This is a genomic window from Saccharopolyspora sp. SCSIO 74807, from assembly GCF_037023755.1.
Lineage (GTDB): Bacteria > Actinomycetota > Actinomycetes > Mycobacteriales > Pseudonocardiaceae > Saccharopolyspora_C > Saccharopolyspora_C galaxeae.
Window position 1 is genome coordinate 5,070,868 of sequence record NZ_CP146100.1, and the last position, 13,751, is coordinate 5,084,618.

General features: G+C 67.1%; 12 protein-coding genes and 1 pseudogene. 9 read left to right on the forward strand and 4 right to left on the reverse strand.

The window, feature by feature from the left end; all coding sequences use genetic code 11:
• The first annotated feature begins 34 nt into the window (after positions 1–34).
• Positions 35–874 (forward strand): metalloregulator ArsR/SmtB family transcription factor, encoded by an 840-nt coding sequence (locus V1457_RS23205; protein WP_338596796.1) that lies wholly within the window; start codon positions 35–37, stop codon positions 872–874.
• A 432-nt stretch (positions 875–1,306) separates the two neighbouring features.
• On the opposite strand, the gene V1457_RS23210 is transcribed toward V1457_RS23205, so the two are convergent.
• Positions 1,307–2,614, reverse strand: coding sequence for an aminotransferase class V-fold PLP-dependent enzyme (locus V1457_RS23210; RefSeq protein ID WP_338596798.1), 1,308 nt, complete (start codon positions 2,612–2,614; stop codon positions 1,307–1,309).
• Positions 2,615–3,017: 403 nt separating this feature from the next.
• On the opposite strand from V1457_RS23210, the gene V1457_RS23215 reads away from it, so the two are divergent.
• Positions 3,018–3,749, forward strand: a complete 732-nt coding sequence (locus V1457_RS23215; protein WP_338596800.1) for a class I SAM-dependent methyltransferase — start codon at positions 3,018–3,020, stop codon at positions 3,747–3,749.
• Positions 3,750–3,886: 137 nt separating this feature from the next.
• Here the strand turns inward: V1457_RS23215 and V1457_RS23220 are convergent, their stop codons facing one another.
• Positions 3,887–4,102 (reverse strand): hypothetical protein, encoded by a 216-nt coding sequence (locus V1457_RS23220; RefSeq protein WP_338596802.1) that lies wholly within the window; start codon positions 4,100–4,102, stop codon positions 3,887–3,889.
• 469 nt (positions 4,103–4,571) lie between these two features.
• Between V1457_RS23220 and V1457_RS23225 the strand changes: the two genes are divergently transcribed.
• The 6 genes from V1457_RS23225 to V1457_RS23250 all read left to right on the forward strand — a co-directional run bounded on the left by V1457_RS23225 (position 4,572) and on the right by V1457_RS23250 (position 10,387).
• Entirely contained in the window at positions 4,572–4,973 is a 402-nt protein-coding gene (locus V1457_RS23225; RefSeq protein ID WP_338596804.1) for a metalloregulator ArsR/SmtB family transcription factor, read from the forward strand.
• Positions 4,970–6,976, forward strand: coding sequence for a cation-translocating P-type ATPase (locus V1457_RS23230; RefSeq protein WP_338596806.1), 2,007 nt, complete (start codon positions 4,970–4,972; stop codon positions 6,974–6,976). The genes V1457_RS23225 and V1457_RS23230 overlap by 4 nt, the downstream gene beginning before the upstream one ends.
• Positions 6,977–7,603: 627 nt before the next feature.
• The gene (locus V1457_RS23235) at positions 7,604–8,206 is read left to right on the forward strand and encodes a TlpA disulfide reductase family protein (RefSeq protein ID WP_407074715.1); all 603 of its coding nucleotides are present in this window, start codon (positions 7,604–7,606) and stop codon (positions 8,204–8,206) included.
• Complete coding sequence (locus V1457_RS23240) at positions 8,203–8,997, forward strand: cytochrome c biogenesis CcdA family protein (protein ID WP_338596810.1); 795 nt, start codon at positions 8,203–8,205, stop codon at positions 8,995–8,997. The genes V1457_RS23235 and V1457_RS23240 overlap by 4 nt, the downstream gene beginning before the upstream one ends.
• A 68-nt stretch (positions 8,998–9,065) precedes the next feature.
• Entirely contained in the window at positions 9,066–9,440 is a 375-nt protein-coding gene (locus V1457_RS23245; protein WP_338596812.1) for a BlaI/MecI/CopY family transcriptional regulator, read from the forward strand.
• A 38-nt stretch (positions 9,441–9,478) separates the two neighbouring features.
• Positions 9,479–10,387, forward strand: a complete 909-nt coding sequence (locus V1457_RS23250; protein WP_338596814.1) for a M48 family metalloprotease — start codon at positions 9,479–9,481, stop codon at positions 10,385–10,387.
• A gap of 145 nt (positions 10,388–10,532) precedes the next feature.
• Here V1457_RS23250 and V1457_RS23255 read toward each other — a convergent pair whose 3' ends face one another.
• Complete coding sequence (locus tag V1457_RS23255) at positions 10,533–11,306, reverse strand: enoyl-CoA hydratase-related protein (RefSeq protein WP_338596815.1); 774 nt, start codon at positions 11,304–11,306, stop codon at positions 10,533–10,535.
• A gap of 469 nt (positions 11,307–11,775) precedes the next feature.
• Here V1457_RS23255 and V1457_RS23260 point away from each other — a divergent pair, with 469 nt between their 5' ends.
• Positions 11,776–11,910: a hypothetical protein gene (locus tag V1457_RS23260; RefSeq protein WP_338596817.1), complete on the forward strand. Its 135-nt coding sequence runs from the start codon at positions 11,776–11,778 to the stop codon at positions 11,908–11,910.
• 374 nt (positions 11,911–12,284) lie between these two features.
• On the opposite strand, the pseudogene V1457_RS23265 reads toward V1457_RS23260, so the two are convergent.
• Positions 12,285–13,403, reverse strand: a pseudogene (locus V1457_RS23265) (IS701 family transposase); the annotation flags it as partial.
• Positions 13,404–13,751: the final 348 nt, after the last annotated feature.

Genomic DNA, 13,751 nt, shown 5'->3' on the forward strand with positions numbered 1-13,751 from the left:
CGCAACCATCGATTCCCGTCGATACACTGGCGGCATGGCGATCGCGCTCCGGCAAGCCCAGATCCTGCCCACCGCTGATGCGGCCACCTACGCCGACTGGTTCGCCTGCCTCGCTGAACCGGTCCGAGTACGGCTGCTGCACGCGGTCGCGACCAGCCCCAAGGGCATCACCGTGGGCGCACTCACCGACATCCTGGGCACCAGCCAGTCGACATGCTCCTTCCACCTGCGCAAGCTCGCCGAGGTCGGCTTCGTGCGCACACACAAGGAAGGCACCGCCACGATCGTCACGATCAACGAAGCGTGCTGCACCGGCCTCCCGCACGCCGCCGACGCCGTCATGGGACTCCTCGGCCCCCAACCCTGCTGCCCCGACAACCTGCCCGCCGACGTGACCGTGCGCGCTCTCCACTCCGACGACTGGCCAGCCGTCCGCCGCATCTACGGCGAAGGCATCAACACCGACATCGCCACCTTCGAGACCACCGTGCCCAGCAAGACCAGCCTCGACGCCACATGGCTCCCCGAGCACCGCTGGGTCGCCGACATCGACGGCGACGTCGTCGGCTGGACCGCAGCCAGCCCCGTGTCTCCGCGCAAGTGCTACGCCGGAGTCGCCGAAACAGCCGTCTACGTCGCCGAAAAGTACCGCGGACGCGGCGTGGGCAAAGCGTTGCTGTACAAGCAGGTCACCGAAGCCGACACCGCCGGACTCTGGACCTTGCAAACCTCGATCTTCACCGAAAACCGCGCCAGCATCGCCCTGCACCACGCCGCCGGCTACCGCACCGTCGGCCTCCGCGAACGCATCGCCCAACGCGACGGCACCTGGCACGACACCGTCTTCCTCGAACGCCGCTCACCCATCAACTGACCCACCAGCGCGGACAAGATCACACTGACTGTGTCGCCCACGACCCAGACACTTGCAGGAAATTTGAACACTAGTCCGGCACGCTACTTGTGCTCTCAACCAGTAGTCGCGCTTACTGCTTGCGGCCGGGAGCATGGCGCTTCGCGGCTCATGGTTCTCTGGTGGCGCCCCAGTCTTGGTGAACAGGCTCAAGCAGCCAACTTCTCGGCCCAGGACAGGTCGAATTCGGCATTGCGGCCGTCACAGCGAGGCGTGCCCAAGTGCGCTCACTGATCTGAACCTTCGGGAGATGGTCGAGGCCAACGGCAGGAACTTCGACCTACGCGCCGAGGGCAACGTGCTGCTGCTGGAGCACCCGGACCGGCCGGCGTGATGGGCAATGTCAGCACGCTGCTCGGCGAGTGCGGCATACCTAGTCGTTCTTTCACGAGGTCAGCGGCGAAACGCCTCCGCAACGTCACGCAACGCGGCACCAAAGCGGTCCACGTGCTCGCGCAATGTGTACAGACCGGGCGTGACTCGGACGCATCCGCCCCGGGCCGGGCCGTCCTTGTCCACGACGAAGATCTGGTACCTGTCGAAGAGGTACTTCGCGATCTTTTCATTGTCTTCGGTGGAGGTGCGCCCGGTGATGCGGAAGCTCGTGATTCCACCGTGCATCTTCGCGTCTGCGGGGGTCAGAACTTCCACGTTGGAGAGGTCAGCGGCCGCCTCGACCCAGCAGTCCCGCAGGTACTGGAGTCGTGCTTGCTTGACAGCGGCACCGCCGAGGTCGTCGTGGTAGTCCAGGGCAGCCGGGACCGAGAGCATCGACGCCACGTCGCGGGTTCCGGAAACCACGCGGGACTTGATGTCGTCGGCCGGGTTGGACTCGTCTTCGAAAAGGACATCGATCGAGCCCAGACGTTCTTTGCGAATGTAGAGGAAGCCGGTGCCGAGAGGCGCACCAATCCACTTGTGCAGCGAAAATCCAACGAAGTCGGCGCCGAGGTCCTCGACGCGGAAGTCCAGTTGTCCCCACGAATGAGCGGCATCGACGATGACATCGACACCGTGGGCACGTGCCATGCTCACGATCTCGCGAACCGGCGTCGCAAGGCCCGTGCGGTTGTTCACGTGGCTTAGCAACAGCAACTTGGTTTTCGGGTTCTTGCGCAAAGCCGCATCGTAGGCATCCAGGACGGCTTGCCGGGTGGGCGGCTCGGGGAGCGCGAAAGTCGCCACCTCGACGCCGCGGCGCTGCTTCAGCCAGTCCATGGCGTCTTGCATGTCCGGGTAGTCGAGGTCGGCGTACATCACCGTGTCACCGGCGCGGAGATCGTTGTAGCCGCTGATGAGGTTCTGCAGCGCTTCGGTTCCACTTTGAGTCAACGCGATCTCTTCGTCGCGCGCACCTAGCATGGCAGCGATCCGTGCTCGGATCTTGTCCGCGTCCGGCTTGTAGGTAGTGCGCAGAAGATATGAGTTCAGCTCGTTGAGCCGGTCAACGTTGTCGTGATAAGTGCGCCGAACCGGGTCCGACATGATTCCGTAGTAGCCGTTCTCCAAGTTGAGGAAGTCCCCGCTGACACGGTACTGCCGCGCGACCCGACGCCAATACGATTCGTCCCGAGCGACGTCGTCAGGGGCGCTGCCGCCCGGGAAGCGCGGCGCGCGGGTGTCCGCCCGAGCAGAGCCGACCACAGAGGTGGAGGCCAAGGTCCCGATACCCACGGCGAGACTGCGGCGAGACAGGTGCATTGAACGGCTCCTCGAGGGATGGTACGAACTATCGGCCATAGTAGATCACACAGACGTAGCGACGTACCGGACGGAAGTAGTGTCCAGAACAGTCGGCGGCTATCCGCCGGGTTGACTCACCGTTGTGGCATCGGGCTGCGGACGAAGCGTCGGGGCTTGAGCTCGCTTTTCGGAGACCGCCTGGCCACGAGCTATTGTTAGAACGATCGGTCGACGAGCGCGCAACCCCACTGCGGCAGACAGCAGGTGGCCTCCGCGCTGCAGCGCATGGTTCACCGAATCGTTCCCGGAACGCTGACGGCAACCGGTGGCAGCTGGCCAACGAAGCGACACAGCATTGGTGTGGTGGACTCGCCCGCTCCGGAGCACGCTGTATGAGATCCCGATCCCAGGAGGGCAAGCGATGCCGGACGAGTCGACGTTCCAGCACCCGCGGTTCGCGCGGATGTACGAGCGGATCAGCGCTGAGTCCGAGCGGCGCGGCGGTGCGCAGCACCGCGAGCGGGTGCTGGCGGAGCTGTCCGGGCGGGTGATCGAGGTCGGCGCGGGAAATGGGCTGAACTTCCGGCACTACCCGCATACCGTCACCGAAGTCATCGCGGTCGAGCCGGAGGACCGCCTGCGCGCTTTGGCCGATAAGGCAGCCGAATCCGCTGCCGTACCGATCCGGGTGACCAACGGGCATGCCGAAGCCCTGCCTGCCGAGGACGGCTCGTGCGACGCCGCGGTCGCTTCTCTCGTCCTGTGTTCGGTACCGAACCTCGCGGGGACCTTGGCCGAACTCCGACGGGTGCTTCGGCCTGGCGGCGATCTGCGGTTCTACGAGCACGTGCGGTCGGCGAACCCTTGGACCGGCCGCGTGCAGGACGTCATCACGCCCGTGTGGTCCCGCGCGGCCGGAGGGTGCCGCCTCAACCGCGACACGGCGTCGGCCTTGCAGGCGACGGGTTTCGAGATCGACGAACTGGATCGCTTCACCTACGTGCAGAACGAACGCAGCCCATTCCCCCGGTGCCCGCAGGCACCGTCAGAACCGGGGCATCGGCGCACGCTCGGTAAGCGCACCAGGAAGGAACTGCACCTGGCGAGCCCCTCCTCCACATCCGTCCACAGTGGAGTACGGGCTCGCGGGTAACCATGTTCACCACGACGAGATCCGGGCCGCGCCGAGCCTGGACCTCGGTTTCCCGCATCGCAAATCTCGGGACACGCGCCCACACCACCGATGGTCCGGCCGCGTCCACTTTGCACACAGCGGAAGTCGCCACGACCTCAGCGCTGGGATGTTCCCTCGCCACTGGGACGAGCCGCCCGTTCTTTCCGCCGTTGCCGCAGCACCAGCCCCAACTGCACGGCTGCGGCAGCGCCGATGAGCCCGACCATCAGCACGGCCGGCCACGACCAGCCGAAGATCACGCCGACGACCAACGCCACCGCGAGGAACGCCAGCGTTCTGACCAAGAACAACGCCATGCTTCGCGAACTCATCGCAACCGCTCCTCCCCAACCGGCTGTCGTCGGGCCCGTTGTCCGGCCGGTCCGGATCCGCCGACTCTTCAGGCAGTCCCGGCGCCGCCGCGGTGCTGCTTGAGCTTGTCGAGCATCGCACGATGTGCGACCGCGCCGTCGAGGGCGTTGCCCGGGAAGTCGTCCGAGCCACCAGGACCCGCTCACCAGCAACCGAGGAAACCAACCGCCCAGCCGCTGATCGGCGAGCACGTCGGTGAATCACTGCAGGTCGATAGCTCGGTAACAGAGCCCGGCGGTCGCTGCGTTCATGCTCAGCACGATTACGGCGAACACCCGGTGGAACGGCATGACGACGAGGACCATGTCCAGCCCACGCAACCGTCGAGCTACGCCGGGGTCCCCACCGCAGGCCAGAGCTCGCTCACCCCGCCGCAGCTGTCGTACACCGACGCCATCCTTTCAGTTCAATACACGTTAGTATGTTGATATGACCGTGGAACGCGATGACAGCTGCGGCCTGCTGTGCCTGGACCTCCCGCACGCCGAAGAGATCAGGGCCGGCCTGCCCGAGCTCTCGGACGTGGAACCCGCTGCGGCAGCGGCGCGAGCATTGGGGGATCCGACGCGGCTGACCATCGCCGCAGCGCTGCACACCGGCGGAGAGCTGTGCGTGTGCGATGTCTCGTGGGTGGCCGGCCATGCCAAGAATCTCGTGTCGCACCACCTGCGCCAGCTCAAGGTCGCGGGGCTGGTGACTTCGCGCCGGGACGGCAAGCTCGTGATGTACGGGCTGACCGAACAAGGTCGCACGCTGACCTACGCCGTCCTCGGCACATCCGCCCCCACGAGCGCGGTGACGACAGGACGGGCATTGGAAGACCGACGATGAGCGCCGAGTGCTGCGGACCCGACGAATCCGGTTCCTCGCACGAACCGGGCCACGACCGGCACAGCGCCGAACGGCTCTGGCAGGTGCGCGAACTGCAGTTGGCTGCCGCGGCCGCCCTGTTACTGGCCGCGGGATGGTTGATCGGACTAACGGGGGCCAAGCAGGTCGGGCTCGGGGTCGAACTCGCTGCCGCCGTCGTCGGAGCGGCCACGTTCGCGCCGGAAGCGGTGCGCAACGTGCTGCGCCGCCGGGTCGGTGTCGGCACGTTGATGACCATCGCCGCCGTCGGTGCAGTGGCACTCGGGCAATTCGCCGAAGCCGCCCTGCTCGGGGTGCTGTTCTCGATCGCCGAAGGGCTGGAGCACTACGCGATCGCCCGCACCCGCCGCGGATTGCGATCGCTGCTGGGCCTGGTGCCGCCCACCGCCACCGTCCTGCGCAACGGCGTGGAAAACCGAGTCTCCCCCGATGACCTCGTCGTTGGTGATCGGCTGCTGCTGCGCCCCGGCGAGCGTGCGGCCACCGACGGCGTGATCAGCTCCGGCCGCACCAGCCTGGACCTCTCGGCGATCACCGGCGAATCCGTACCGGTCGAAGCCGGTCCCGGCGACATCGCCCACGCTGGAGCGATCAACGGTGGCGGCGCCGTCGAAATCGAAGTGAGCGCCCCGGCTTCGGACTCCTCACTGGCACGCATCGTGCACATCGTCGAGCAGGCCCAAGATCGCAAGGGCCGCGGGCAACGGCTCGCCGACCGCATCGCCAGGCCGCTGGTACCCGGCATCATGGCCCTCGCCGCGGTGATCGCCGCACTGGGACTCGTCCTGGGCGAGCCACTGGTGTGGATCGAACGCGCCTTGGTCGTACTCGTGGCCGCTTCCCCCTGCGCGTTGGCAATCTCCGTGCCGTTGACGGTCGTCGCGGCGGTCGGCGCCGCCAGCCGCACGGGCGCACTCGTCAAAGGGGGCGCCGCGCTGGAGGAACTCGGGCGCATCAAGACCGTGGCGGTCGACAAGACCGGCACCCTCACCCGCAACGAGCCGCGGGTCGTCGAAGTTGTCACGACCGGCGGCGCCACCGAGCACGACGTGCTCACGACCGCCGCCGCACTCGAGGCCCGCAGCGAACATCCGCTCGCCCGGGCGATCCTGTCGGCCGTCGAGGCGCCCACCGCTGCCGACGAGGTCACCGCGACACCCGGGCACGGCCTGCACGGGCACCTCGACGGAATCCCACTCCGCCTGGGCAAACCCGGATGGATCAACGCCGACGCGATCGCCGACGACGTGGCGCGGTTGCAACACGACGGCGCAACCGTCGTGCTCGTCGAACGCGACGGCGCCCTGCTCGGGGCGGTCGGGGTCCGCGACGACCTCCGCGCCGAAGCCCCCGAAACGATCCGACGGCTGCGCGGGCAGGGCATCGACGCGGCGATGCTCACCGGCGACAACACCCGCACCGCCACGGAACTGGCCCAGCAGGCCGGGATCGGCACCGTGCACGCCGAGCTGCGCCCCGAGGACAAGGCCCGCCGCCTCGACGAGCTGCGCAACGGACGCAAGATCGCCATGGTCGGCGACGGCATCAACGACGCCCCCGCCCTCGCCACCGCCGACGTTGGCATCGCCATGGGCGCGATGGGCACCGACGTCGCGATCGAAACAGCCGACGTCGCGCTGATGGGCGAAGACCTCCGACACCTCCCGCAAGTCCTCGAACACGCCCGGCACGCCCGCACCGTGATGCTGCAGAACATCGGCCTCTCGCTAGCGATCATCATCGTGCTGATCCCCCTGGCCGCCTTCGGCGTCCTGGGACTGGCCACCGTGGTGTTCGTGCACGAACTCGCCGAGGTCCTCGTCATCGGCAACGCCGTCCGAGCAGCCCGCGCCCGACCCCTTCCCGACACCGCGCCGGTCGCGGCGCCGGGCAAGCGAGAACCTTCCGTCACCGGCAAACCCACCGGCCGCCCGGACAGCAGCGGATGCTGCGACGCCTGCTGACACGCATCGGCAACCCCGCAGCCCGCACGTCGCCGGCAGCCTGAGCGAAACTCGCTTTCCACCACCAACCGCTTCGCGGTGAGCAAGCGGTGTCGCCGAGTGGACATAGGATTGCCGAGGGCACCAGCCTCGCAGCGCCCTCGGCAATCACCGCAGGAGTCGGTTATCGGGCCTGCATGTGCAGCGTGTCCCCCATCTGATCAGGCATTCCCGCCATCGCGGACATGCACTGCCGACATTTTCCCTGCACACACTGCTTGGCACACTGCTTGCATTTGCCCTTCATGCACTGCTGACACTTGCCGTGCATGCACTCCGGGCACTTGTCCGACATGCCTTGCACTACCGGACTTGGTGCCGCCGGACCACCCTCGGCCACGGCAACCGGCGCGACGAGCATCCCGGCCCCCACCGCGAGACCCGAGATGACCAGCGAAAAAACACCGTGGCGTCGCACACGCACCAACTCCCTCGACATCGGATCGGCCAACGGGAGCACCGAAACGGAGCCCCACCGGCAGCATAACCTACCCTCCTAAGTAACTTAGTTTTTTAGCTGCCGAACACCCCCGGCCGACGGAGATCGCCGCTGATGGTCCTCGACTCCCCGCACGGCAAGGCAACGTCATGAGAAGCAAACGGCTCTGGAGCACCCTGCCGATCGTGGCCGCGCTGCTCGTGTCGGCCTGCACGGTGGGCACGAATAGCTCCGCCGGCGACGAGTTCACCTTCGTCTCCCCGGGCGGGCAGACCCGGATCTTCTACGACCCGCCCCACACCCGCGGCAGAATCACCGCACTCGCCGGAGACGATCTGCTCCGCCCTGGCCGCAAGATCTCTCTGGCCGACTTCCGGAACGCCGTCGTCGTGCTCAACGTGTGGGGTTCATGGTGCGGACCCTGTCGTGAAGAAATGCCTCACCTGCAGCGAGTTCAGGAGCAGACCGCGCGCTCCGGTGTTCAGGTGCTGGGGGTCGACGTGCGCGACGGTGCGCGCAGCGCCCCGGTGGATTTCGTCCGCGACATCGGAATCACCTACCCGTCGATCTACGACCCATCGGGCCGAGCGCTGCTGGCGCTGAAGGGCTACCCGCGCAGCGTCGTGCCATCGACCGTCGTGCTCGACCGGCGCCACCGCGTTGCGGCCATCTTTCTGACCCAAGTCGACGACAGCCAACTCCTGCCCGTAGTGCGACGAATCGCCGCCGAACCTGATCAAGGACCTGCGTGAACCTGACCGAAGTAGCCATCTCCGGTCCGCTCCTGGTGGCAATGCTGCTCGCCGTGGCGGCGGGAGCGGTCTCCTTCGCCTCGCCGTGCTGCTTGCCGCTGGTCCCCGGCTATCTCGGGTACCTCGGCGGACTCGTTGGTGCCCCACCGCCACCGGTCGAGTCCTCCGACGTCACATCAGCGCCCGCCTCAACCTTCGGTGACAGGTGGCGCGTCGCCGGAGCGGCGCTGTTGTTCGTCGCCGGATTCACGGCCGTGTTCGCCGCGGCGACGGTCGCCGTGCTCGGCGTGTCCGACGCGGTCCTCGCGAACGAGCAGCTGTTGCAGCGCATCGGCGGCGTCGTCACCGTCGCCATGGGCCTGGTGTTCGTCGGGTTCGTACCGTCGCTGCAGTTCACCAAGCGAATTCGGCACACACCCCGCCGGGACGGGCTATGGGCCGCTCCACTGCTCGGCGCGGTCTATGGCCTCGGCTGGACTCCATGCCTGGGTCCCACGTTGACCGGGGTGATCGCCCTTGCCAGCGCCACCGACATCGGCCCGGCGACTTTTCGCGGGCTGCTGCTGGTGATCGCCTACTGTCTGGGACTCGGGCTGCCCTTCGTCGCGATCGCGCTGGGCGCTCGGCGCACGGTGCGGGTCACCGCGTGGCTGCGTCGCCACACCCGGCGCATCCAGCAGCTCGGCGGAGCACTGCTGATCGCCATCGGTCTCGCACTCGTCACCGGCCTGTGGGCAGAATGGATTTCCTGGATGCGCGGCCCGATCAGCGGGTTCACGTTGCCCCTGTGATCGCAAAGGCCCCCGGCACCTCGATTACCATGACGTCGGGCGCGGCGCCCGCGTTCGGAGGAGGCACGATGCCCGCGTTCGGGGACTTGGAAGCCGAGATCATGGACGTGGTCTGGTCGACGGATGAGCCGGTGACCGTGCGCCACGTCGTCGACCGGCTCAACGAGCAGCGCGCGGTCGCATACACCACCGTGCAGACCGTCGCCGAAATCTTGTTCCGCAAAGGTTGGCTGCAACGCTCCAAGGTCCGGCGCGCCTACCAGTACTGGCCCACCAGGAGTCGTGCGGACTACACCGCCGGTCTCGTCGCCGAGGCCCTATCCGCAACGCCGGACCGCGCCGCGGCGCTAGTGAGGCTGTTCGATCACCTCGACCCCGGCGAAGTCGCCGAGCTACGCGCCGCGCTGAACTCCGCCAAGACCGCCAAGAACCGGTCGCAATGATCACGTTCGCGCTGCTCGTCTACACGAGCCTGCTCACCATGGTCGCCGCGCCGCTGATGCGCCGCTGCAGCCTGTTCGACCGCGCACCCAACCTCGGCATCCTCGCCTGGCAAGTGCTGCAGGTATCCACCGTGCTGTCGTTGGTGCTCGCCGGGCTCGTCCTGGTGATCCCGACGGTGCCGGTCAGTTCGAGCATCGCCGAATTCGTGCACACCTGCGTGATGGTCATCCGCCAGCAGTACGCCACACCCGGCGGCGCCATCGTGGCCGGTACCAGCCTCGCCCTCGCACTGACATTGCTCGCCCGCACAGCTGTCCACCTCGCTCGCATCAGCCTGAACACGCATCGGCACCGCCGTGATCATCGGCAGAGGTTGGAGTTGACCGGGCATACCGGTCCGGCCGGCATCACCGTGCTGGAGGCCGCTACGCCGGTCGTTTACTGCCTGCCCGGCCGTCACGCGCGCATCGTCGCCACCAGCGCCGCCCTCACCGCGCTCGACGCGCACCAACTCGGCGCCGTGCTCGCACACGAGCACGCCCATCTCCGCCGCAGGCACCACCTGCTACTGCTCAGCAGCGCTGCCATCGCAGCCGCGCTTCCCCTCCCGTCCATGCGCACCGCCCACGCCGAAACCACCAGGCTGGTCGAACTGGCCGCCGACGATGCGGCAGCCGGCCACACCGACCACCTCGAACTCGCTGAAGCGCTACTCACCCTGGCCGAGAACCGGAGCCCTGCGACAACGCTCGCGGCCGGCACCACCGCCTCCGCCGTCCGGGTGCGACGACTACTCAACACGCCCGCTCCCCCGCGGCGCTTCGCTGCACTCGCCGGCGTCGCCGCGGTCGTACTCGCACTCCTACTGCCACTCGCCGTAGCCGCAGGCCCCGCAGTCGCAGCAGCCGGCGCCGATCACTGCCCGATCGCTCCGACCGCTTGGTAAAGCTTCCTCACCACACCGGTCGAGCTGTGGCGGAACATGCCCATCTTCGCTCAGCTACGCGCCGCGGTAACGCTGGGATGCAGCGAGCGAGACCGCTCTCAGCAGTCCGTGCTCAACTCCACGGCCCGAAGCCGTCCGGGACACGCTAGTCGGTCCATTCCGGAGCGCGTTTCTCCAGGAACGAGGCCATTCCCTCTCGGGCCGGGGGACTCTGCGACGTCGCGGTCATGACCTCGGTGGCTATCGCGTAGGCGTCGGTCTCGGGGCGGTCGAGTTGGGCGTAGAGCGTCTGCTTGCCGATCCCTTTGGAGAAACTGCTTCCACGGGTGGCCCGAGCGAGCAGGTCATCGACCGCGGCATCCAGCCGCTCGTCGGGCACCGCGTAGTTCACCAGCCCCCATTCGGCGGCGGTGACCGCGTCGATCGGATCGCCGGTCAGCGCCAGCTCCATCAAGCGCTTGCGGCCGACGCTGCGGGCCACCGGCACCGCCGGTGTGTGGCAGAACCAACCGCCATTGCCACCGGGCAGCGCGAACGCCGCCGAAGCCGCGGCCACGGCCAAGTCGCAGGACGCGACCAACTGGCATCCCGCCGCGGTGGCGATCGCGTGCACGCGAGCGATCACGACCTGCGGAACCTCCTGCACGGTGCGCATCAGCCGCTGGCACAGCTGCAGCAGCTCACGCACCTCGGCGAGGTCGCGCTCGGCGACATCGCCGAAATCGTGCCCCGCCGAGAATGCCTTGCCGTTGCCCGCCAACACGATCCCGGAGGCCCCCGACCGACCAGCCGCCTCGAACGCCTCCACGAGTTCGCGCAGGTGGTCCCCGGTCAGCGAATTGCGTCGGGCCGGGCGGTTCATGGTGATCCGGACAGTGTCGGCATCGCTGGCGACCTGGAGATGTTCGTAGTCGCTCATGCACGTACTCCTTTCCCCGTGGCGCGGCGGCCCCACCCGGTTAGGGTGGCGCAGCAACGCACTGCTGCCCACCCGCGAGCGGTCGGCGACGGGATCGTCCGGTCTCCGACGGTCCGGCCTGCACAGCCGAGCGAAGCCCGCAGGATGATCCATGTCAGGACCACCCCGCCGACAGAGCAGCTGGAGCCGCACCAATATCGTGATCAGCAACCGTTAGCTCGACTTGCCATCGATTAAGCGGTCGCCGCAGTGCGTGGCCAGGACGAAGTTCCTTAGCTGCCCCGCCATGAGCCTCCTACCGTGGGCAGTACTCGTGCAGCGCGAGAGCTGAAGGGGCATCCGCCGAGCGCGTATGGGCAGGTCACCGAGCCGACTACCAGTCCGCATCGTTCTCTCACGCCTTGTTGAGCATGAGCGTTACGGGCATGACAGATGCCGTGTTCGAGTATCCGCGCGAAAGAGGAAGATCATGCGCGTCAAGAGCATTTTCCGCTTCGGCTCCGGTGGCTGGGGCTGGGGCCACGGAGGCTGGGGCTGGGGCCACGGCGGCGGCTGGGGCTGGGGCCGCGGAGGCGGCTGGGGCTGGGGAAGGTGGGGCAAATAAGCCTCGTGCTTCCTTTACCTAACAGCACCTAGGTCAGTCTAAGAATTATTCTGCATTGCTGAAGCGGCTCTCATCCGCATGGTGGCGCCCCAGGCCACTGCGGGTGAGAGCTGCTCTACGGACAAGCTGATTCCGTGCGTCTTTCACCTGCGCCAGTGGCCAACTGCATCGGACGCCGCACTTCTAATACTGCAACGGCACTCAGAGTGGGTGTCCGCGTTGTCGGTAGTGGCAGTGGCGGGCTTGGTGTTGGCGTCGTCGGCGCCAGCGTGACCAGGACCAGACGTGCTTGGCGGGGTGTGGTGTCCGGGTGATGAGGTTGATCAACAGTCGGCGGAGCTCTGCTAAGGTGTAGTCGATCATACCCGGTTCTCGGGCGTTGAATTTGCTTGTGTGGCCTGGGTTTTCGCCACGGCTAGCCACGCGAGGGCGAGCAGCGACAGGGTGGTGTGGGCGTACCAGGCTCGCCAGGAGCGTGCTTGGTAGTGGTCGAGCCCGGCCTCGTTCTTGGCCTGTTGGAAGCACTCCTCGACATGCCAGCGAGATCCGGCGGTCCAGGCGAGATCGAGCAGTCGGGATCGGCGGGGTCCGTAGGCGACGTAGTAGGCGATCTCGCTGGGATTGCTCGTCGAGCGCCGCGCCAGCAGCCAGCGTCCCCGCCCGGGCGGCCAATCGGCGCCGAGCGGGATGCGGGCCCAGTCATAGATGCGCGGGCCGTGGGCACCGGCGCCGACCGACAGTCGTCGCCACGATTGCTCGGACAGCCCGGCGATGAGCTCGTCGGCCCGGCTCGTGTCACTGGAGAGGGTGGTCAGGGTGTCGTTGCGTTTGGTGGCCAGCACGTAGGCCGCGTCCTGGGCTTCGAGCCAGTCCCGCAGGTAGTGGGCCTGCCCGTAGGCCTCATCGGCGGTGACCCACGAGAACGGCACCCCGGCTTCGAACGCCCGAGCCAGCATCGCTTGGGCCTGCGCAGGTTTGGTGGCAAAGTCGACCTCGTCGGGCACCCCGGCCGCTCGGCAGCGGTCCCGATCATCGGTCCAGCTGGTCGGTAAATACAGCTCCCGGTCGATCAGCGCGTGCCCAGCCGAGGACGCATACGCCAGGAAGGTCCCGATCTGGCAGTTTTCCGTGCGACCGGCCGTGCCGGAGTACTGGCGCTGCACCCCGGCCGAGCGAGTCCCCTTCTTCAAAAACCCGGTCTCATCGACGATCAACACACCCTCGCGGTCACCGAGGTGCTCGATGACGTAGTCACGCACGTCGTCGCGGACCCCGGCGATGTCCCAGTCCGCCCGCCGCAGCAGCCGCTGCATCCCATCCGGACTGACCTCACCGGCCTGCTCAGCGATCGTCCACCCGTTCTTGCGTTCCAAGCCCGCGACCAGGCCCGACACGTATTCACGCACCCGCGCACGTGGCTCTGAACGCACGAACCGCCCAGCGATTCGCTCGTGCACCCGCTCCAGCTCCGCCGCCACCAGCTCCACAACCACGCCCACCATGATCCACTACGGCTCAGGCGAGTGCCGTTGCAGTACTAACCGCGGACGACACTATATGATGCACCCACACAGCTTGTACGCCCCAGCCCGGCCGTGCCCGGGTTCGCGTCACAGTCATTGAAACAGCAGCCATTTTCTTTTAAATTACCTACACGCCGAAACTTGCGAATCGTTATACGATGAGGATGACGCGGGCACGTAATTCAAGTTCGAGCCCGCGTCCCTTGTTGCACATAGCGCTCTGCTCAACGGCAAGATCAATACCTGACCTCTGCACGACGGAAATAGGGTTTACTTCGAGCATCCGAACCACGAATATCCGGTCGGATGGTGGCGGTC

Coding starts and splice junctions, on each gene's coding strand:
- V1457_RS23235 (WP_407074715.1), top strand. CDS start 7,604: ATGAGAAGCAAACGGCTCTGGAGCACCCTGCCGATCGTGGCCGCGCTG.
- V1457_RS23215 (WP_338596800.1), top strand. CDS start 3,018: ATGCCGGACGAGTCGACGTTCCAGCACCCGCGGTTCGCGCGGATGTAC.
- V1457_RS23255 (WP_338596815.1), bottom strand. CDS start 11,306: ATGAGCGACTACGAACATCTCCAGGTCGCCAGCGATGCCGACACTGTC.
- V1457_RS23205 (WP_338596796.1), top strand. CDS start 35: ATGGCGATCGCGCTCCGGCAAGCCCAGATCCTGCCCACCGCTGATGCG.
- V1457_RS23260 (WP_338596817.1), top strand. CDS start 11,776: ATGCGCGTCAAGAGCATTTTCCGCTTCGGCTCCGGTGGCTGGGGCTGG.
- V1457_RS23225 (WP_338596804.1), top strand. CDS start 4,572: ATGACCGTGGAACGCGATGACAGCTGCGGCCTGCTGTGCCTGGACCTC.
- V1457_RS23220 (WP_338596802.1), bottom strand. CDS start 4,102: ATGAGTTCGCGAAGCATGGCGTTGTTCTTGGTCAGAACGCTGGCGTTC.
- V1457_RS23245 (WP_338596812.1), top strand. CDS start 9,066: ATGCCCGCGTTCGGGGACTTGGAAGCCGAGATCATGGACGTGGTCTGG.
- V1457_RS23250 (WP_338596814.1), top strand. CDS start 9,479: ATGGTCGCCGCGCCGCTGATGCGCCGCTGCAGCCTGTTCGACCGCGCA.
- V1457_RS23230 (WP_338596806.1), top strand. CDS start 4,970: ATGAGCGCCGAGTGCTGCGGACCCGACGAATCCGGTTCCTCGCACGAA.
- V1457_RS23210 (WP_338596798.1), bottom strand. CDS start 2,614: ATGCACCTGTCTCGCCGCAGTCTCGCCGTGGGTATCGGGACCTTGGCC.